General features: G+C 70.4%; 15 protein-coding genes and 1 pseudogene. 8 read left to right on the top strand and 8 right to left on the bottom strand.

The features are described 5' to 3' along the window. The first annotated feature begins 145 nt into the window (after positions 1 to 145). Both WBK31_RS04875 and WBK31_RS04870 read left to right on the top strand, forming a co-directional pair. The gene (locus WBK31_RS04875; RefSeq protein WP_378784548.1) at positions 146 to 1486 is read left to right on the top strand and encodes a sensor histidine kinase; all 1341 of its coding nucleotides are present in this window, start codon (positions 146 to 148) and stop codon (positions 1484 to 1486) included. Positions 1487 to 1648: 162 nt separating this feature from the next. Continuing rightward, entirely contained in the window at positions 1649 to 2248 is a 600-nt protein-coding gene (locus WBK31_RS04870) for a TetR family transcriptional regulator C-terminal domain-containing protein (RefSeq protein WP_364066746.1), read from the top strand. A gap of 102 nt (positions 2249 to 2350) precedes the next feature. Here WBK31_RS04870 and WBK31_RS04865 read toward each other — a convergent pair whose 3' ends face one another. Continuing rightward, positions 2351 to 3121 carry a class I SAM-dependent methyltransferase gene (locus tag WBK31_RS04865; protein WP_364066748.1) on the bottom strand — a complete coding sequence of 257 codons (771 nt, stop codon included), beginning with the start codon at positions 3119 to 3121 and terminating at the stop codon, positions 2351 to 2353. A gap of 52 nt (positions 3122 to 3173) precedes the next feature. Between WBK31_RS04865 and WBK31_RS04860 the strand changes: the two genes are divergently transcribed. Both WBK31_RS04860 and WBK31_RS04855 read left to right on the top strand, forming a co-directional pair. Then, a complete protein-coding gene (locus tag WBK31_RS04860) occupies positions 3174 to 3914 on the top strand; it encodes a copper resistance protein CopC (protein WP_406674378.1) in 741 nt (246 codons plus the stop codon). Then, the gene (locus WBK31_RS04855) at positions 3911 to 4945 is read left to right on the top strand and encodes a CopD family protein (protein WP_364066752.1); all 1035 of its coding nucleotides are present in this window, start codon (positions 3911 to 3913) and stop codon (positions 4943 to 4945) included. The genes WBK31_RS04860 and WBK31_RS04855 overlap by 4 nt, the downstream gene beginning before the upstream one ends. 10 nt (positions 4946 to 4955) lie before the next feature. Here the strand turns inward: WBK31_RS04855 and WBK31_RS04850 are convergent, their stop codons facing one another. The 4 genes from WBK31_RS04850 to WBK31_RS04835 all read right to left on the bottom strand — a co-directional run bounded on the left by WBK31_RS04850 (position 4956) and on the right by WBK31_RS04835 (position 8192). After that, positions 4956 to 6140 carry a hypothetical protein gene (locus WBK31_RS04850; protein ID WP_364066754.1) on the bottom strand — a complete coding sequence of 395 codons (1185 nt, stop codon included), beginning with the start codon at positions 6138 to 6140 and terminating at the stop codon, positions 4956 to 4958. A gap of 80 nt (positions 6141 to 6220) precedes the next feature. Beyond that, positions 6221 to 6547, bottom strand: coding sequence for a hypothetical protein (locus WBK31_RS04845; protein ID WP_364066756.1), 327 nt, complete (start codon positions 6545 to 6547; stop codon positions 6221 to 6223). Between the two features lie 47 nt (positions 6548 to 6594). Further along, the gene (locus tag WBK31_RS04840; RefSeq protein ID WP_406674377.1) at positions 6595 to 6792 is read right to left on the bottom strand and encodes a hypothetical protein; all 198 of its coding nucleotides are present in this window, start codon (positions 6790 to 6792) and stop codon (positions 6595 to 6597) included. A 68-nt stretch (positions 6793 to 6860) separates the two neighbouring features. Beyond that, positions 6861 to 8192 (bottom strand): cytochrome P450, encoded by a 1332-nt coding sequence (locus WBK31_RS04835; RefSeq protein WP_378784549.1) that lies wholly within the window; start codon positions 8190 to 8192, stop codon positions 6861 to 6863. Between the two features lie 110 nt (positions 8193 to 8302). On the opposite strand from WBK31_RS04835, the gene WBK31_RS04830 reads away from it, so the two are divergent. The 3 genes from WBK31_RS04830 (at position 8303) to WBK31_RS04820 (ending at position 12592) form a co-directional block, all read left to right on the top strand. Beyond that, a complete protein-coding gene (locus WBK31_RS04830; protein ID WP_406674376.1) occupies positions 8303 to 8710 on the top strand; it encodes a PaaI family thioesterase in 408 nt (135 codons plus the stop codon). A 298-nt stretch (positions 8711 to 9008) separates the two neighbouring features. Beyond that, the gene (locus WBK31_RS04825) at positions 9009 to 11747 is read left to right on the top strand and encodes a CocE/NonD family hydrolase (protein WP_406674375.1); all 2739 of its coding nucleotides are present in this window, start codon (positions 9009 to 9011) and stop codon (positions 11745 to 11747) included. Then, complete coding sequence (locus WBK31_RS04820) at positions 11744 to 12592, top strand: ABC transporter permease subunit (protein ID WP_364066765.1); 849 nt, start codon at positions 11744 to 11746, stop codon at positions 12590 to 12592. The genes WBK31_RS04825 and WBK31_RS04820 overlap by 4 nt, the downstream gene beginning before the upstream one ends. A gap of 585 nt (positions 12593 to 13177) precedes the next feature. On the opposite strand, the gene glpK is transcribed toward WBK31_RS04820, so the two are convergent. The 3 genes and pseudogenes from glpK to WBK31_RS04805 form a co-directional block, all read right to left on the bottom strand. After that, positions 13178 to 14689, bottom strand: coding sequence for a glycerol kinase GlpK (gene glpK, locus WBK31_RS04815; RefSeq protein ID WP_364066767.1), 1512 nt, complete (start codon positions 14687 to 14689; stop codon positions 13178 to 13180). Between the two features lie 9 nt (positions 14690 to 14698). Next, positions 14699 to 15505, bottom strand: a complete 807-nt coding sequence (locus WBK31_RS04810; RefSeq protein WP_364066769.1) for an MIP/aquaporin family protein — start codon at positions 15503 to 15505, stop codon at positions 14699 to 14701. Between the two features lie 157 nt (positions 15506 to 15662). Beyond that, positions 15663 to 16123, bottom strand: a pseudogene (locus tag WBK31_RS04805) (N-acetyltransferase family protein). Between the two features lie 243 nt (positions 16124 to 16366). On the opposite strand from WBK31_RS04805, the gene WBK31_RS04800 reads away from it, so the two are divergent. After that, on the top strand, positions 16367 to 18466 hold the full coding sequence (locus WBK31_RS04800) for an AAA family ATPase (protein ID WP_364066773.1): 2100 nt from the start codon (positions 16367 to 16369) through the stop codon (positions 18464 to 18466). The last annotated feature ends 114 nt before the right edge of the window (positions 18467 to 18580 follow it).

Here is an 18580-nt window from a genome sequence, read left to right as displayed (position 1 = left end):
CAGTGCTCACTTACTCTAATCAGCTCACCGCGGCACGCATAGAGCATTGCTCTGGTGCTTGCCCGCCCGATTCGTCATGGAATCTCCGGTGATTCGAGGAGAAGCCGCCCGATGTGGTCACCTGGCCTTCAGAGGGGGATGGGGAGTGATCGCACGGCCGGGCCGGTCCATACGCACGCAGCTGGCGACGCTCGCCGGCGTGGCCACGGCGCTGCTCTGCGTAGGGGCGGCGGCGCTGCTGCTCTGGGCGACGCGCAGCACGATCGTGGACATCAGGACCCGCGAGGTCCTCAGCAGCGCGCTGCGGGTGGTGCACCTCATCAAGGACGACCATCTCCCCCGCGTGACCTCGATGGACCTCGACGGGCTGCAGGTGGTGAACGCCTCCGGGCAGGTGGTCTCCTCGACGCCGAACCTGGCGGGATCGCCGCGCCTGAGCCACGCCACCCCCGCGCTCGACGAGGCCACCCGCGTCGCCACGATCTGCGACCTGCCCGAGTTCGGCGGCCGCTGCGAGATCATGGTGTCGTTCCGCGTGTACGAGCCGGAGGGCGACTGGCTCGTCTACGCCTTCGGCCCGCTGCCGCCTTGGTACGTCAGCCCGGCCGCGATCGCGTTCCTCCTCCTGTTCACCGTGACGCTGGTGGCGCTGGCCTGGTTCGGCGTCTCGCGGGTGGTCGCCAGGACGCTGGCTCCGGTCCAGGACATCACCGAACGGCTGGCCGAGATCACCGCCGGCGACGGTTCGCTGCGGCTGCCCGTACCGGAGACCGCCGCCGAGATCAAGGGCCTGGCCCTGACCGCGAACCAGACGCTCGAACGCCTGGAGTCCGCGCTCGACCAGCAGCGCCGCTTCGTCTCCGACGCCTCGCACGACCTGCGCAGCCCGATCACGGCCATGCGGACCGAGCTGGAGATGGCGCTGCTCGATCCCGACGAGAACGACTGGCGCGAGACCGCGTCGAAGCTGCTGACGAGCATCGACCGGCTGCAGAACATCGTCAGCGACCTGCTCACGCTGGCCCGGCTGGACGCGGGCGAGCCCGGCGCCCTGGAGCCGGTGGACCTGGGCGAGCTGGTCGCCGGCGAGACCGCCAGGCAGCGCTCGAAGCGGATCGTCACCTCGCTGCAGCCGGGCGTGGTGGTCACCGGCGACCGGCACCGGCTGGCGCGTCTGCTGACGAACCTGCTGGACAACGCCGAGCGGCACGCCGAGAGCACGATCACCATCACCGTGCGGGGCGAGGGCGGCCAGGCGGTGATGGAGGTGCTGGACGACGGCGCGGGCATCGCGCCCGAGGATCGCGAGCGGGTGTTCCGGCGTTTCCTGCGCCTGGACGCGGCCCGCAACCGGGACGCGGGCGGCACGGGTCTCGGCCTGCCGATCGCGCGGGAGATCGCCGAGACGCACCACGGGACGCTGCGGGTCGAGGACTCCGACAAGGGTGCCCGTTTTGTAGTCAGAATGCCGAGAAGTAACGGCTGACGGAATGTGTTGCGACCCCAACCGAAAGCCGTTCTAGTGCCATGGCTACCATGATCATGATGAACGGGACAACTGAGACATACAGGGGCTTCACATAACCAGAAGGACCGACGTCCGTTTTGTCCTATAAATACTAGTGATCAGAAGTTAGAGTTACTCGCTGTGACAACTGGTTTCAGCCGATTACGGCGCGAGGATTTGCTGAAGACGGCCTGCGAGGTGATCGCGGAGCAAGGTTTCGGGCACACCAGGACCCTGGACATCGCCAGGGCCGCCGGAGTCAGCCAGGCCCTGCTCTTCTACCACTTCGAGACCAAGGAGCAGCTGTTCGCGCAGGCATTCGGCTACGCGGCGCGCGTGCATCTCGAGGCGCTCGCCGATGTCGAGCGTTCCTCGGGCACGCCGCTCGAACGCCTGCGCTCCCTGCTCAGGCTCTGCTCGCCGGCGATCCCCACGGAGGGCTGGCGGCTGTGGATCGACGCCTGGTCCGAGGCCATGCGCAGTGACGAGCTCGAGGAGATCTCGCGGCGCATCGACGCCAGGGGCCGCACGCTGATGCGCACGATCATCGAGGCGGGCGTGGCGAGCGGCGACTTCGACTGCGAGGATCCCGACGCGACCACGTGGCGGCTGTTCGCCCTGATCGACGGGCTGGCGGTGCAGACGCACACGCATCCCAAGGTGTTGTCACGGCGCCGGGTCAACGTGCTCATCCGCACGGCGGCGGCGATGGAGCTGGGGGTGCCCGCGGAGAACCTGTGACCCTCACCCTCCGGTCTCATCGGACGGCCTCCGCCTGGCTCCTCCGGCCCGCGCCGAGAGCCGCCGGAGGCGGACCCGGGGCCGGCAGGCGCACGGGGAAGCTCATGGGGATCCGGGCGGGCGTCGCGCCGTCAGCACCTCCGTGACCGTCGTCACCTCCCACGTGCCCGGCGGATGGTCGGCGAGCAGCGCGCGCCTGGCCGCCTCGGTGAAGGCGCCGAGCCGGTCGCCGAGGCGGGCCGGCGCGGTGTAGGAGTACGACAGCTGCAGGCCGATCACGGCCGCCACGTCGTACGTCAGCCGCTGCTCGAACCGCGCCCTGCCGAGCACGCTGAACGGCGAGCCGCCGAGCACGGCCTCGTGCGGCACGCCGGTCGCCTGGTAGCTGTTGCGCGCCGTGAACGTGTTGATGCCGAACGCGTCCCGCACCCGCCGCATCGCCGGCTCCCACGGCAACTCGGGGTGATCGACCGCCGGGCCCACCAGCGCCACCACGCCGTCCGGCGGCAGCAGCGCGTCCAGCTCGGCGAGCACCGCCCGCCGGTCCATCCAGTGGAACGACCTGGCCATCACCACGTGGTCGAACGCGGGCAGCTCCCGCAGCCGCTCGGAGTCGCCGGCGATCCAGCGCACGTTCGGCCGCCGCGCCGCCAGGCGCCTGCCCTCCGCGAGCATGTCCTCGTCGGGATCGACGGCCAGGACCTCGCGCACCCGCCCGGCCAGCGGGATCGCCACCGTGCCAGGGCCGCAGCCGAGGTCGAGCACCGTGCTGTCCGCCCCGAACGCCTCCGCCAGATGCCCGATCGCCGGCTCCGGGTGGCGGAAGCGGTATCGCGCGTAGTAGGGGGCCGCGCCGCCGAACAGGTCCGCCATGGATGGGACCATATACAGGTTCATGACGAGGTTCGATGGAAGGTTGCGATCTGTGAGGCGGCTACTCACGGTCCTGCTGCTCGCCGTCGCCGCGACCGGGGTGCTCTGGTCGCCGGCGCGGGCGCACAACGTGCTGATCAGCAGCGATCCCAAGGACGGTGCCACGCTGACGGCCCCGCCCGAACGGGTGACGCTGGTGTTCGACCAGGCGGTGCGTCAGGGGTACGCGCAGGTAGGCGTCACGTCCGCCGACGGAGGCTCGTGGGCCGACGGCGCCGCCGTCGTCGCGGCCGAACGCGTCACCGTACAGGTCAAGCCGTTGCCCGCCGGCTCGTACACGGTCGGCTACCGCATCCTGTCGGCCGACGGGCACCCGGTCACCGGGAAGATCGGGTTCACCGTGACGGCCGGAGGCGCCGCCGCGCCCGCCACCCCACCCGCCGCGCAGGAGCCCGGCTCCGACGCGGCCGCTGCCGAGGCGGCCGCCAACGGTGGTGCCGGGATGGCCGTGGTGTGGGTTCTGGGGGCGCTGGTCGTGCTCGCCATAGGCACCGTCGTCGCACTGCGCCGCTCGGCCCCCGCCGCTCCTGCGGCCCCTGCAGCCTCCGGCACCGCCGGACCCGCCGCTCCCGTGGCCTCTACTGCTTCTGCGGCCCCCGCGGCGCCGGCCGCCGCGCCCTCCGAGGCACCCGCCGCGCCCGCGGCCGCCGCGTCCACCGCAGGCGCCGGGAGCGAAGGCGAAGCCGGGACCGGGGCCGGCGGCGGGCGTCCCGGTGAGGGGGCGGGGGCGTGAGTGTCGCTGCTCCCCCGCTGCCCCAGACGCGCGAGACCGGCGGGCGGCTGCTGGCCGGCGCGTTCGGGGTGTGCGCGGTCGTCGCCGCCGTGGCGGCCAGTTCGCTGACCGCGCAGGAGTCCGTACCGGGCATCCCCATGCCGGGGCCCGTCGTGGCGATCGGCCTGCCCGTGGTGCGGGCGCTGCTCGACATCGCCGCCGTGGCCGTGGTCGGGCTCAGCCTGCTGCCCAAGCTGCTCGGCTTCGACGCGCCGGAGCGTACCGAGCCGGTGCTGCGGCGGGTGCGCCCGCTGGCCGTGACGGCCGCGTGGGCGTGGGCGATCTGCGCGCTGCTCACCATCGTCTTCCAGACCGCAGAGCTGAACCCCGGCGTCGTGCCGACGTTCGGAATGATCGCCGACTACGTCGACAGCGTCGGCACGGGCCAGGGCCTGCTGTTCAGCGCCGCGTGCGCGCTGGCGGCGGCCGGGATCGGGCTGATGGCGGTGCGGTTCGGCGAGAAGGTGCCGGCCGAGCTGCGGATCATCGTGGCGCTGTTCGGGCTGCTGCCGATCCCGGTCACCGGCCACGCGGTCAACTCGATCTGGCACGACCCCATCATGATCTCGATGGAGGTCCACGTGATGGGCTCGGCGGCGTGGACCGGCGGGCTGATCGTCACGGTCGCGTTCCTCTCCCGGCGCCGCGACCTGCTGGCCCTGGCGCTGCCCAGGTTCTCCAAGATCGCCACCATGTGCCTGCTGCTGGTGTCGCTGTCGGGGCTGATCACGGGTCTCAGCACGATGGCGCTCACGCCCGGCGTGACCCTGCCCGACGCGATCGTGACCAGCGACTACGGGCTGCTGGTGGTGACCAAGGCGGCGCTGGTGGCGCTGCTGGTGCCGCTGGCCGGGCACATCCGGTTCCGGCTGCTGCCCGCCATCAGGAAAGGACAGGCCACCGCCCTGATCGGGTGGACGGTGGCCGAGGTGAGCGTGATGGGTCTGGCGTACGGGGTGGCGGTGGCGATCACCCGCTCCTCGATCGCCTGACCGCCGCTGCTCAGGTGGTGGCCGGCGCCGCCACCACCGGGGCCGGGGCACCGGCGGGCACGTTCCGCCGGCTCGTGATGGCCTCGATCGCGAGCCAGGCGACGAGCAGGCCGATCCCGGCCCACACCGCCGACGAGGTGGCCAGTGGGGGCGCGCCGAGCAGCCCCTCCTGGCCCTTGATCGCGCCGTAGACGGGCCCCATGGCCGCGTTCTGCACGACCAGCGCGCCATACGCGGCGGCCGTCGCGATGACCGCGCCCAGCACCGCCCGCACGTACGGCCAGCGCACCAGGAACGCCACGTCCACCAGCAGCCCGGCCGCGATCAGGAAGAACGGGATCGCCGACGGCGGGAAGCCGGTGAAGGTCAGCAGCGGCCAGATGACCGTCCTGAACCCCACATAGCCCGCCGCGACGAGCGTGGCGGCCCCGAACCGGCCGATCAGCCGCCTGGCCAGCACCAGCACCGCCAGCCCGGCGATCACCGCGTAGACCGGGTAGACGTAGTCGGGCACGGGCAGCGTGAACCCGGCCATCATCTCCCTGTCGACCGGCCGCTGCATCTGGTCGGCCGCGAACCGCAGCAGGATCGGTTCGGCGTAGGTCGCGCCGTTGTCCCACGCGCCGAGCGAGAGCACGCCGTACTCCTGGTGCTGCTCGGGGAAGTGCACGTTCTCCAGGAAGAACGCGAAGAACGCGCCCAGCACGACCGTACGCTCGCGGCCGGGCGGGGCTCCCATGTACCAGCCGCGGATGACGCCTGCGATCATGAGGAACGTCCCCGCGTACAGCATCATGTGGGACGGGCTCCACGAGGTGATGTCGAGCCCGTTGATGCGGTGGTTGATCAGGTCGAGCGGCACCGCGACGAGGAAGACGCCGGTGCCCCACTGGATGAGCCTGAGCGCCGCCTTGTCCACGCCGTAGCCGGTGTAGCCGTGGATCACGGTCAGGGCGACGACGAGGGCCGTGCCGACGGAGTTGAGCAGGTGCGGGGGCGCCAGGTCGTCGCGCAGCCACTTGAAGTGCCAGGAGACGTCCCAGGCCGAACCGAGCAGCTTGAGCGTGAGCGCCACCAGCCAGCCGAAGTAGAGCACCCTGAACAGGTCGTGCGGTGTGTCGCGGCCCGCCTCGCCGCGGGTCCAGTAGGGCGCGGCCCAGGCGGCTGCCTTCTTGAGCGATGCTGGAGACTTCACGCCGGAAATCTTACGGTCAAGCGTCCGAAAAGCCGTGCCCGGAGGGGTTTCAGGGCCGCTTCGAAGGACGACGTACGAGATCAGCGCCCTGCCGCCGGAGGTGCGCAGGCGCGCAGCGAGAACATGAGCGGCACCCTGGGCGCGCCCTCCGGAGCCCAGTAGGCGCCGTCGCGCTCGGTGAGCGCGTAGAAGCGGCGGAACAGCGTGTACTCGTGCTCGTGCAGGAACTCAAGGCGCAGACCTGCGTTCACGAGCGCCGTGACGATCTCGCCCATGCCGTGCCTGAACTGCACCGACGTCGGGTGATCGTGCAGACCGCCGGTGTAGGTGCCCGGATCCGACCAGATGTGGGGCCCTTTGTCGAAGTAGTCGTGCGTGAGGGCGGTGCCGGTCTCGTCGTCGAACACCTCGGTGATCGGGTGGAACTCGGCGAGGTAGAGGAAGCCGCCGGGGTTCAGGAGCCTGGCGACGGTCTCGGCCCAGCGGGTGATGTCGGGCAGCCAGACGAGAGCGCCGATGCCGGTGTAGACGATGTCGTACGCAGCGCGTTGCGTCCCTTCTTGAAACCTTCGACGTCGTAGAAGTCGCTGGAGACGTGGAGGGGGACGCGCGCGTTCCAGTCGGCCCGGTTGATGCTCAGGTAGTCCACCACAGGCACCGATGGTAGGCGGCGGGGGGTGCGGCCAGTCGCGGGGTTTTTCCGCGGTTGTCGTGGTGGCCTCAGCGGTTGCTCGTGCGGCGGCGCAGGCGTACGGGGAGATGCTTGAGGCCGTTCTGGAAGTTGGAGACGAGACGGCGGGGCGTGCCCACGAGCTCGACGTCCCAGGAGAGCAGCTCCCTGAACACCGAGCGGAGCTGGGCGCGGGCCAGGTGCGCGCCCAGGCAGAAGTGCGGGCCGAAACCGAAGCTCACGTGGTCGTTGGGGGTACGGGCGATGTCGAAGCGGTCCGGGTCGGGGAAGACGGCCGGGTCACGGTTGGCGGAGGCGTGGTAGACGACCACCTTCTCGCCGGCCCTGATCCGCCGGCCGCCGAGCGTGAGGTCGCGGGTCGCCGTACGCCTGAAGTGCATGACCGGCGGCCAGAACCGCAGCATCTCCTCGATCGCGGAGTCCAGCAGCACCGGGTCGGCGCGCAGGCGGTCGAACTCGGCGGGATGCTCAAGGAGCGTGAGCAGGCCGCCGGGGATGCCGTTGCGCAGGGTCTCGTTCCCGGCGACGGCGAACAGGAAGAACATGTTCTCGAACTCGGCCTCCGTCAAGCCGCCCCTGCGCATCGCGGACATGATCGACTCGTCGTCCACGGGGGACTCGGCCAGCGCGTGCGCGTATGCGAACATGTCGGCGAGCGCCGCCCGCGACCGCGGGTTGACGCCCGGCTCCGGCCGCGGCCTCACCTGCACGGCCCGGCGGCCCATGGGGGTCAGGGCGTTGACGTCCGCCGTGGACAGGCCCGCGTAGTCGGCGTCCTGGTAGCCGATGACGCGGGACGCCCAGTCGTACAGCAGCCGCTTGTCCTGCTCGGGCACGCCCATGATGTGCGCGAGCGTCCACACGGGCAGGTCGGCGGCCACCTCCACGAAGTCGCACTCCCCCTCCTCGAACAGCGCCGCCGCCCGCTGCGCGATCGTCCGCTCCAGGGCGCGCACGGCGCGCGGCGTGAACGCCGCCGCCACGATCCTGCGCAGCCTGGAATGGCCAGGCGGGTCCATGTTCAGCATCTGCACCTGGACGAACTCCAGGTCGGCCGGGGTGTCGGGGTCGCGGATCTGGGTGGCGCCGAGGTGGGAGGAGAAGTCCTCGGGGGTGCGCAGGACATGCTTGACGTCGGCGTGCCGGAAAACCGCCCAGTAACCGGGACCGGCCCGCCAGGGGCCGACGGCGGGCTCGGGAATCCGGCAGACGGGGCTCTCCTCGCGGAGGCGGGCGAAGAGGTTGTACGGGACGGCCTTCTCGTAGGTGGAGGGCAGGAACACCTCGACCGCGGCGTTGTCGTCGTTTCTGTCGCTGTTGTCGCTGTTGTCGCTGTTGTCGTCGTCGTTCATGGCCGGCATGCGCGTCCGTCCTCCCGGCTCGTCCACAGGCGTCGGCGGGCCGGGGCCGCTTGTCCACAGGTCGTGAGCGAGGCGGTCCGCCCGTCCCGTCCAGCGTGCATGATGGCCGCGTGACTTCAGAAGAAGCAGAGGCGATCCTCCAGGAATACTTCGCCCCCTGGATCCGTCAGCTCGGGTTGCGCGTGGAGGAGGTCGGCGAGCGCCACGCGATCGTCCGCCTCCCCTGGTCCGACGACCTGGCCAGAGAGGGCGGCGGGCTGTGCGGCCAGGCCATGATGGCCGCCGCCGACACGGCCACGGTCGTCGCGATCTCGGCGGCGCGCGGCGGGTTCGTGCCGATGACGACGGTGCAGCAGTCCACTACGTTCCAGCGGCCGGTGACCGGCAAAGACGTGCTGGTCGACGTACGCCTGACCAAGCTCGGGCGCACGCTGGCCTTCGCCGACATCACCATGCGGGCCGACGGCGGCTCCGACATCACCGCCCAGGCGACGACGGTCTACGCGCTCCTGGCGTGACAACCGTCGTGAAGACCCCCTGCTCTGCCGCTTCGTCACTCGGCGTGCGTCCGCGCGTACGCCGTCTCAGGGATCTCTCAGGTGCGGAAAGTAGGCTCACCACATGAAGCGTGTGGCCGCTCTGGTAGTGGCACTCGCCCTCATTGGGGTGGCGACATGGCTCGTATGGCCGTCGGCGCCTCAAGTGCGGGGCCAAGACCAGCAGATAACCGTCGTCGATGGACCGGCTGACGACCAACAGGTCCAGCTCGACACGACGTTCTTCCCGCCGCCCGATGGCGGGAAAGCTCCTGTCGTCATGCTCGCCCACGGGTTCGGCGGCAGCAAGCGAAGCATACGTGACCAGGCGATCCGCCTCGCCCAGCAGGGCTACGGCGTGCTCACGTGGTCGGCACGCGGCTTCGGCCGCTCCGGCGGTCAGATCGCGCTCAACTCGCCCGACTACGAGGTCAAAGACGTCAAGCAGCTCATCGACTGGCTCGCCAAACGCCCCGACGTGCAGCTCGACGCGGCGGGCGACCCGCGCGTGGGCATCGCGGGCGGCTCCTACGGCGGCGCCATCGCGCTGATGACGGCGGCCTACGACAAGCGCGTCGACGCGATCGTCCCGCAGATCACCTGGTCCGACCTGGCGGACGCGCTGTTCCCCAACGCCGCCAGGCAGGGGGAGACCGACGGGACCGACGGGGTCTTCAAGCGCATGTGGGCCGGCATCTTCTTCGGCCAGGGCGTCTCGCTCGACACCGCGTCGCTGCTCGGCCGCCGCGAGGCCGCCGCGCCACTGACGCCCGAGCAGGCGCGCTGCGGCCGGTTCCTGCCCGAGATCTGCGACATCTACCAGAAGGTCGCCACCGACGGCCGGGCCACGCCCGAAGCGGTGGAGCTGCTGCGCAAGTCGAGCCCCGTCACGGTGGCCGGGCAGATCAAGGCTCCGACCCTGCTCATTCAGGGGCAGCGCGACTCGCTGTTCCCGATCAGCCACGCCGACGCCAATGCCAAGGCCATCGCGAGCGGCGGCACGCCGGTGAGCATCGCCTGGTTCGACGGCGGCCACGACGGCGGCAACGGCGAGGCCGACTGGCTGTTCGAGCAGACCGCGGCCTGGTTCGCCCGCTACCTCAAGGGTGAGGGCTCCGGCGATGCCGCGCCGCCGGTGAGCGCGTTCACGGTGACCCGTGACGGCGGGCGCGACCCCGGCACCCGCCAGCGCATCCGCCTCCACCCCGAGGCCGGCTCCTACCCCGGCCTGACCGGCACCGACACCACGACGGTCCGGCTCGCGGGCCCCACCCAGAACATCGTCAATCCGCCGGGCGGCGCGCCCGCCTCCATCTCCAGCGTTCCCGGCATCGGCGGCCTGCTGGGCGGCCAGGGCAGCGGCGTGTCCATCGACATGCCGGGCCAGAGCGCCGCCTTCGAGTCGCAGCCGCTCACCGCTCCGCTCCAGCTCACGGGCAGCCCGACCGTCAAGGTCAGGGTGTCGGGCTCGGGAGATGTGACGCTGTTCGCCAAGCTGTACGACGTGGCCGACACCGTCCAGCCGCCCACACTCCCCGCCGGGCTGGTGGCGCCGTTCCGGGTCTCCATCCCGGAGGGCTCGCAGAGCGCCGAGGCGACGATCACGCTGCCGGCCGTCGATCACCGCTTCGCCGTGGGCCACCGCCTGCGCCTGGTGGTGACGACGACCGACATGGGTTATGCGACGCCGGACCAGCCGGCCGCCTACCAGGTCGAGCTGGCCTCCCCGGCGGTGACGATCCCCACCGTCCGCACGCTGGCCGCGGCGCCGACCGGGGTCGCCTGGTGGGTGTGGGCGATGCCGCTGGTCGCCGTGGTGGTGGCCGCCGTCATCCTGGTGACGGGCCGCACCTCGTCCCGCCGCCGCCCCGCCCTCGCCGGTAAGAGCGCCCGTCCGATCGGCACGGACCCGACACCCGACGTGGTGAGCACCGCCACCGGCGCATCGGCGAAGGCCGCCGTCGCGGATGGCGTGAACGCGGATGATGGCGCAAACACGGATGGCGCGGTCGCGGACAGCGCAGATGGCGCAGTCGCGAATGGCACGGCCGTGGAGAGCAGGTCCGTAGAGAACGCAAGCTCCAACGGAAGGGCTGCGGAAGGCGCAGACGGCGAGAGCGCGGCCGCGGAGAAGGTGAGCTCCAACGGCACCGAGAAGGTGAGCCCGGGCGGTTCGCCGTCCGCGCGCGTGGTCGTCGTGAACGGCGACAGGAGCAAGGCACACGAGCGCGCCGGCTCCGGTGACACCGCCGCGGACGAAGGGCCCACGGCCTCTTCTTCGGAGGTGCCGCTGGAGATCAGCGGGCTGACCAAGGCGTACCGCAACGGTGAGCTGGCCGTCGACAACCTGTCGTTCCGCGTCGAGCAGGGCCAGGTGCTGGGCCTGCTCGGCCCCAACGGCGCGGGCAAGACGACCACGATGCGGATGATGATGGGCCTCATCCAGCCCGACGCCGGCGAGATCCGCATCTTCGGCGAACGCGTGACGCCGGGCGCGCCCGTGCTGTCCCGGCTGGGCTCGTTCGTCGAAGGCCCCGGCTTCCTGCCGCACCTGTCCGGCCGCGACAACATCGAGCTCTACTGGGCGGCCACCGGCAGGCCCGTCGCCGACGCGCACTTCGACGAGGCCCTGGAGATCGCCGGGCTCGGCAAGGCGCTGGAGCGGGCCGTACGCACCTACTCCCAGGGCATGCGGCAACGCCTCGCCATCGCCCAGGCGATGCTCGGCCTGCCCGACCTGCTCGTGCTCGACGAACCCACCAACGGGCTCGACCCACCCCAGATCCGCGAGATGCGTGAGGTGCTCAAGCGCTACGCGCGCGACGGCCGTACCGTGATCGTCTCCAGCCACCTGCTGGCGGAGGTCGAGCAGAGCTGCAGCCACGTCGTGGTGATGCGGCGCGGGCGGCTGGTCTCGACCGGCCCCGTGTCGCGGCTGCTCAGCTCGGCCGCGACCGGCAACGGGCACGGGCCGCGCCTGGAAGACGTGTTCCTCGACCTCATCGGAGACAAGTCATGACCGCCGCGACCGGTTACGCGCCCCGCCGCACGCTGCCGCTGCGGGTCGAGATCGTCAGGCAGTTCAAGCGGCGGCGCACGATCGGCATGTTCGGGCTGCTGCTCGCACTGCCGTGGATCCTGGTGATCGCGTTCCAGTTCGGGCCGCAGTCGAGCGGGCAGGGGCAGTCGTCGCTGCGCATCTCCGACCTCGCCACCGAAAGCGGCCTCAACTTCGCCGCCTTCGCCCTGTCGGTCTCCGCCAACTTCCTGCTGGTGGTGGCGGTGGCGCTGTTCTGCGGCGACACCGTGGCCAGCGAGGCCAACTGGTCGTCGCTGCGCTACCTGCTGGCGGCGCCGATCCCCCGCGACCGGCTGCTGCGCCAGAAGCTGATCGTCGCGCTCGGTTACGCGGCCGCGGCGGTGATCTGCCTGCCGCTGATGGCGCTGCTCGCCGGCACGCTGGCGTTCGGCTGGGACGACATCCAGGTGCCCGGCACCGGCGAGGTCATACCGGCGCTCGACGTCCTGCCCCGGTTCGGCATCGTGATCGGGTACGCCCTGGTCAGCCAGCTCGTGGTGGCCGCCCTGGCGTTCCTGCTCTCCACCATGACCGACTCCCCGCTCGGCGCCGTGGGCGGGGCGGTCGGGCTGTGGATCGTCTGCACGATCCTGCAGGCGGTCGAGGCGCTGGGGTCGCTGCGCGAGTTCCTGCCCACGTTCTGGAACAACGCCTGGCTCGACGCCCTGGCGCCGGAGCTCGACTGGAGCGGCATGGCCAAGGGCGCATCGGTGTCGATCACGTACGCGGCCATCCTGATCGCGATCGCCTTCCGCCGCTTCCGTACGAAGGACGTAGTGAGCTGAGCTGGTCCGCCGACCGACCGCCGGTGAGCCGCCACCCGGCAGAGCCGGCTGCTGCGCACGCTGTGCGTCCCGGCGGCGAGGGTGTGCGTCCCTCGTCCGCCGGGACCTGTGAACACAGCCTCGCCAGACGGACGGGGCACGAATGTCACGCGCCGGGCGAGGTGTCGCGAATTCGCCGGACCGGCAGGGCCCGCCGCCTCGCGCGCCGGGCTGGGAGGCCCAACGGCCCGGCGGGTGGGAGGCGCAAGCTCGCAAGACCGGCAGGACACGCCATCTCGCGTGCCGGGCTGGGAGGCCCAACGGCCCGGCGGGTGGGAGGCGCAAGCTCGCAAGACCGGCAGGCCCGGAACCTCGCGCGCCGGGTGGGCACGGTCTCGCCCGACCGGGTGGGAGCGCGACCTCATCGCTACCGCGTCAGGCCCCACCCCACTTTGCTCGCCCAGCATCCGCGTCAGCCCTACCCACACCACTAGCCCCACACCACTAGCCCCAAAGCGTGGTCAGCCCCACCCACACCACTAGCCCCACACCCATGTCCGTCTCAGTGCCCCGAGCCGGTCGAAGGGCGGGGTCGGTTCGGCGGCGCTAGTCGAGCCAGCCGAAAGACTTGGTGACGGCCTTCTTCCAGCCGGCGTAGCCCTGTTCGCGCTGCTCCTCCGTCCACGTCGGCTCCCAGCGGCGGTCCTCCGCCCAGTGGGTGCGGAGTTCGTCGGTGTCCTGCCAGTAGCCGACGGCGAGGCCGGCCGCGTACGCCGCACCCAGGGCGGTCGTCTCGGAGACCGTGGGGCGGCTGACGGGAACGCCGAGGATGTCGGACTGGAGTTGCATGCACAGGTCGTTCGAGGTGACACCGCCGTCCACTCGCAGGACGTCCAGGACCACCCCCGAGTCGCGCTGCATCGCCTCGACCACGTCGCGGGTCTGGTAGCAGATGGCCTCCAGGGTCGCGCGGGCGATGTGGGCGTCGGTGTTGAAGCGGGACAGCCCGACGATGGCGCCGCGCGCGTCGGCCCGCCAGTACGGCGCGAAGAGCCCGGAGAAGGCCGGTACGAAGTACACGCCGCCGTTGTCGGCCACCTGCCGCGCCAGGGTCTCGCTCTGCGGGGCGGAGGTGATGATGTGCAGCTGGTCGCGCAGCCACTGCACGGCGGAGCCCGTCACGGCGATCGAGCCTTCGAGCGCGTAGACGGCGGGCTGGTCGCCGAACTTGTAGGCGACGGTGGTGAGCAGGCCGCTTTCCGAGCGTACGCGGGAGGTGCCGGTGTTGAGCAGCAGGAAGTTGCCGGTGCCATAGGTGTTCTTGGCCTCGCCGGGCGCGAAGCAGACCTGGCCGACGGTGGCGGCCTGCTGGTCGCCGAGTATGGCGGTGATGGGGACTTCGCCGCCGAGCGGGCCGTACCGGAAGGTGACACCGTAGGTCGAAGGGTCGGAGGAGGGGCGGATCTCGGGCAGCATCTGGCGCGGGATGCCGAAGAACGACAGCAGCTCGTCGTCCCAGTCGAGCGTGTCGAGGTCCATCAGCATGGTGCGGCTGGCGTTGGTGACGTCGGTGATGTGCACGCCGCCGTTGACGCCGCCGGTGAGGTTCCACAGCGTCCAGGTGTCGGTGTTGCCGAAAACGGCCTCGCCGCGGTCGACGGCCTCGCGGACGCCGTCCACGTTCTCGAGGATCCACTGGATCTTGCCGCCGGAGAAGTACGCGTCCGGCCGCAGCCCCGTCTTGTCGCGGATGACCTGCCCGCGGCCGTCGCTTTCGAGCGCGGCGGCGATGCGGTCGGTACGGGTGTCCTGCCAGACGATGGCGTTGTAGTAAGGGCGGCCGGTACGCGGGTTCCACACCACGGTGGTCTCCCGCTGGTTGGTGACGCCGAGCGCGGCCAGGTCGTCGAAGTGCAGGCCGGTGCGCTGAAGGGTGGTCTGGATGACGGCGGCGGTCCTGGTCCAGATCTCGATCGGGTTGTGCTCGACCCAGCCGGCCCTGGGCAGGATCTGCTCGTGTTCGAGCTGGTACTTCGCGTACTCGGCGCCGTCGTGATCGAAGATCATGAAGCGGGTGCTGGTGGTGCCCTGATCCACCGCGCCGACGAAATCAGGCATGGCTCACTCTCAATCTGACGGCTTGACGGTGTCGCGGTCCTCGCCCTGCGGCAGGAAACGGGCGATGCACAGCTGGTAGAGCGCGGCGCCGAGCGCTCCGCCGACCAGCGGGCCGACGATGGGGACCCACCAGTACGGGTCCCCATGCTGATCTCGCCAGGCGCCTTCGTAGCCGGTGAGCCAGCTGGCCAGGCGGGGGCCGAAGTCGCGGGCCGGGTTGATGGCGTAACCGGCGTCGGTGCCGAACGACATGCCGATGCCGACGATGAGCAGGCCGATGAGGAACGGCCCCATGTTCGCTCCCGGCGCCATGTTGAGGACGTCGGAGAGCGCGAAGACGACGAACAGCAGGATCGCGGTGCCGATGATCTGGTCGCGCAGCCCGCCCCACATGGAGACCGGCAGTGTGCCGTTGCCGGGCAGGGTGGAGAAGACGATCTGGGTCTTGATCGTGTGCCCGGGGTCGGCCATGGCCAGCACTTCGGTGTAGTTCCAGCGCACGATGAGCGCGGCGACGAACGCGCCGAGGGTCTGGGCCAGCGCGTACGGCAGGACCTTCGGCCACGGGAACCCCCTGAACAGGGCGAATCCCAGCGTCACGGCCGGGTTGATGTGGGCTCCCGTGGTCCGGCCGGCGACGTACACGCCGAGCGTCACGCCGATGCCCCACGCCCACGCGATGCTGTCGTGGTCGCCCAGCTCGGCGGCGATGACCTGTGCGACGACGCCGCAGCCGAACAAGATGAGCACCATCGTGCCGAGGAACTCCGCGACGAGCTCGCCGGTCAGCTTCCGCCGGGTGAGGATATGCGCCACCGAACCACCTCCTTGCCGTGATCAGAGACTTTCCCGATCAACGATCAACACATACGGAAAGTGGTGGATAAGTTACGCAAAGTGCTTGACGTGCCGTCCGTACGCCTCTCGCCGCACAACACGGACGCCTCTCGCCGGACGACGTACGGAGAAACCGTCAGAGAGAACGGGTGAAGGTGATCAGGCTGGTGCCGGGGCCGTTGTAGTCGGGCACCGGGCCGGAGACCGTGAAGCCCATCTTGCGGTGAAAGGCGATGGACGCCGTGTTGACGGGCGCGGTGATCGCCCGGACGACCCGCCGCCCGTGATCACGGGCGAGGGCGAAGAAGCTCTCGTACAGGGTGCGCGCCAGACCGCTCCCCGGGCCGCGGGGTGGACGCCGACGAAGTGGATGTACGCATCGTCGGGCAGCGACGGCGACGGGAACCCGATGAGGAAGCCGGCCAGGTCGCCGGAGCCGGGGCGTTCGGCGATGAGGCTGGTGGCGTGGAAGTGGTCGAGGAAGAGCCGGGGCAGCGAGGCGCGTACCGGCCGGCCCCACCAGTCGTCGACCACGGCGGCGATGGCGTCGTAGTCGGCGGGCCTGGCGGGGCGCAGAACGTGGTCGCCGGAGGTCACCTGGTCAGTCCCAGTGCGGGGGCCGGTTCTCGAGGTAGAAGGAGTCGTCGTCGGCCTCGCGCCAGTCGCCCCAGCCGAGGTCGGTGTCGTCCAAGGTCTGCTCGGGTAGGAAATCCTTCACGCCGTACATGCTACCGAGGCGTACAAACCCATTCCCGATGTGTCGTCGGGATCAAGGACAGTTCGCGAGGTCAGCGGTACGATGCGTAGGCAGGTGTCGCCGATCCCCCCGTGAGGCTGCTCATGGCCACCCCGACAGGCTGGCGGCGAGAAGGCAATCTACCGGCGGAGCTGACCAGCTTCATCGGCAGGACACGTCTCCTCGCCAACCTCAAACGGCACCTCAACGAGTCACGCCTGGTGACCGTGACAGGCATCGGAGGTGTGGGCAAGTCGCGTACGGTGCTGCGCCTGGCCCATCAGGTGCGCGCCCAATATCCCGACGGCGTGTGGTTCGCCGACCTCGCCCGGCTGCAGGACGCGGGCATGGTCAGGCACACGATCGCCTCGGCGCTCGGCATCGCCGACCAGTCCTCGCGGGCGGAGTCGGAGTCGCTGTCGGATTGGGTGGGCGAGCGCGACATGCTGCTCATCATCGACACGTGCGAGCACTTGGTGCAGGGCTGCGCCGAGCTGGTGCACGAGCTGCTGGAGGCGGCGCCCAACCTGAAGGTGCTGGCCACCAGCCGCCAGTCGCTGCACCTGCCGTACGAGCACGTGGTGCCGGTGCCGCCGCTGCAGGTGCCGGGCGACGACCCGGCGGAGAGCCTGTTCACCAACGAGTCGGTGCAGCTGTTCGCGGCCCGCGCGAGCGCCAGCGTGCCCGACTTCGTGCTCGATGAGGACAACATCGGCCCGGTGGCGGAGCTGTGCCGCAGGCTCGACGGCATCCCGCTGGCGATCGAGCTGGCGGCGGTGCGGCTGCGCGCGCTGTCGGTCGAGCAGATCCTCGCTTTACTGGCCGACCGGTTCAGCCTGCTGGCGGGCGCGAGCCGTACGGCGCTGCCGCGGCACCAGACGCTGCGCGCGGCGATCGGCTGGAGCCACGAGCTGTGCGAGCCCGCCGAGCGGCTGCTGTGGGCGCGGCTGTCGGTGTTCGCCGGCGACTTCGAGCTGGAGGCGGCCCGCTTCGTCTGCTCCGACGGGCGGCTGCCGTCGGAAGACATCACCGACCTGGTGACGGGCCTGGTGGAGAAGTCGATCCTGCTCATCAGAAGCAACCACGCGGGCGTGCGCTACAAGCTGATCGACACGCTGGCCGAGTACGGCGAGGAGTGGCTGGAGAAATTGGGCCAGACCCAGCAGCTGCGCCAGCGCCACCTGGAGTACTACCTGAGCCTGGCGCAGCGCAGCGAGGACGCCTGGTCGGGGCCGCGGCAGATCTACTGGTTCGTCCGCATGCGGCAGGAGCACGACAACGTCCGCCTCGCGCTTGAGCACGCGCTGTCCACGCCGGGCAAGGAGCCGCTGGCGCTCACCCTGCTGTCGTCGCTGTGGTTCATGTGGGTGTGCTGCGGCTTCGCCCGCGAGGGCCGTCTCTATCTCGAACGCGCCCTTGAGGCCAACCCGAAGCCCAGCAAGGAGCGCTGCAAGGCGCTGTGGGTGCTGTCGTATGTCCGCAGCGCCCAGGGCGACAGCGTGGGCGCGCGTGAGACGGCCGAGGCCTGCAGCGTCGAGGCAGTCCAGGTGGGCGACTCCCGGGCCGTGATCCTCGGTTCCAAGATGCAGGGCACGGCCGCGATGCTGCAGGGCGATCTGCAGAAGGCGAGCGCTCTGCTCGGCGTGGCGATCGAGTTCAACACCGACAACAAGGAGCTCAACCCGGGCCTGCTTCCCGCCATCGTGGAGCTGTCCATCGTGCTCACCGAGCAAGGGGACGTCAACGAGGCCGAGTCGCTGTTGACGGACTGCCTGCAGGTCTGCCGCGAGCGCGGGGAGCTGTGGGTGAGCTCGTACGCGCACTGGGCGTTGTCGCTCCCGATGATGGCGATGAACAGGCTGGAGGAAGCGCTGGCGACCGCCCAGGAGGCGCTGCGCATCAAGCGCTACTTCCATGACACCGTCGGCACGCTCATGGCGCTCGAGACGATCGCCAAGATCTACTCGTCTATGGGCCAGGCCGAGCGGGCCGTGATGCTGCTCGGTGCGCTGCACCAGAACTGGCGCTCGTCCGGCCTGCCCATGCTCGGCGCCCCGTTCCTCACGGCGGACCACGACAAATGCGTCAAGGAGTGCAAGAAGCTCCTCGGCGAGGACCGTTACAAAATGGAGTTTGAGGCGGGTGCAGCGCTCGATTTGGACCAAGCGGTCACGGTCGCACAGGATGATGCATACGACAGCTAAATCGCCCAGTCCGTAATCTTTTTCGCCCTTACCCGTAATCGACTAGATGATTGGGCAAATTCTGCTTCGGGTAGGCCCACGGGAACGACATCTGCCCCAACGAGGGGCATTTGC

The sequence above is a fragment of the Nonomuraea sp. N2-4H genome, assembly GCF_045291505.1.
Taxonomy (GTDB): Bacteria; Actinomycetota; Actinomycetes; order Streptosporangiales; family Streptosporangiaceae; genus Nonomuraea; species Nonomuraea fastidiosa.
The sequence above is the reverse complement of the archived record's forward strand: the minus strand, read 5'-3'. Positions and strand labels throughout refer to the sequence as shown.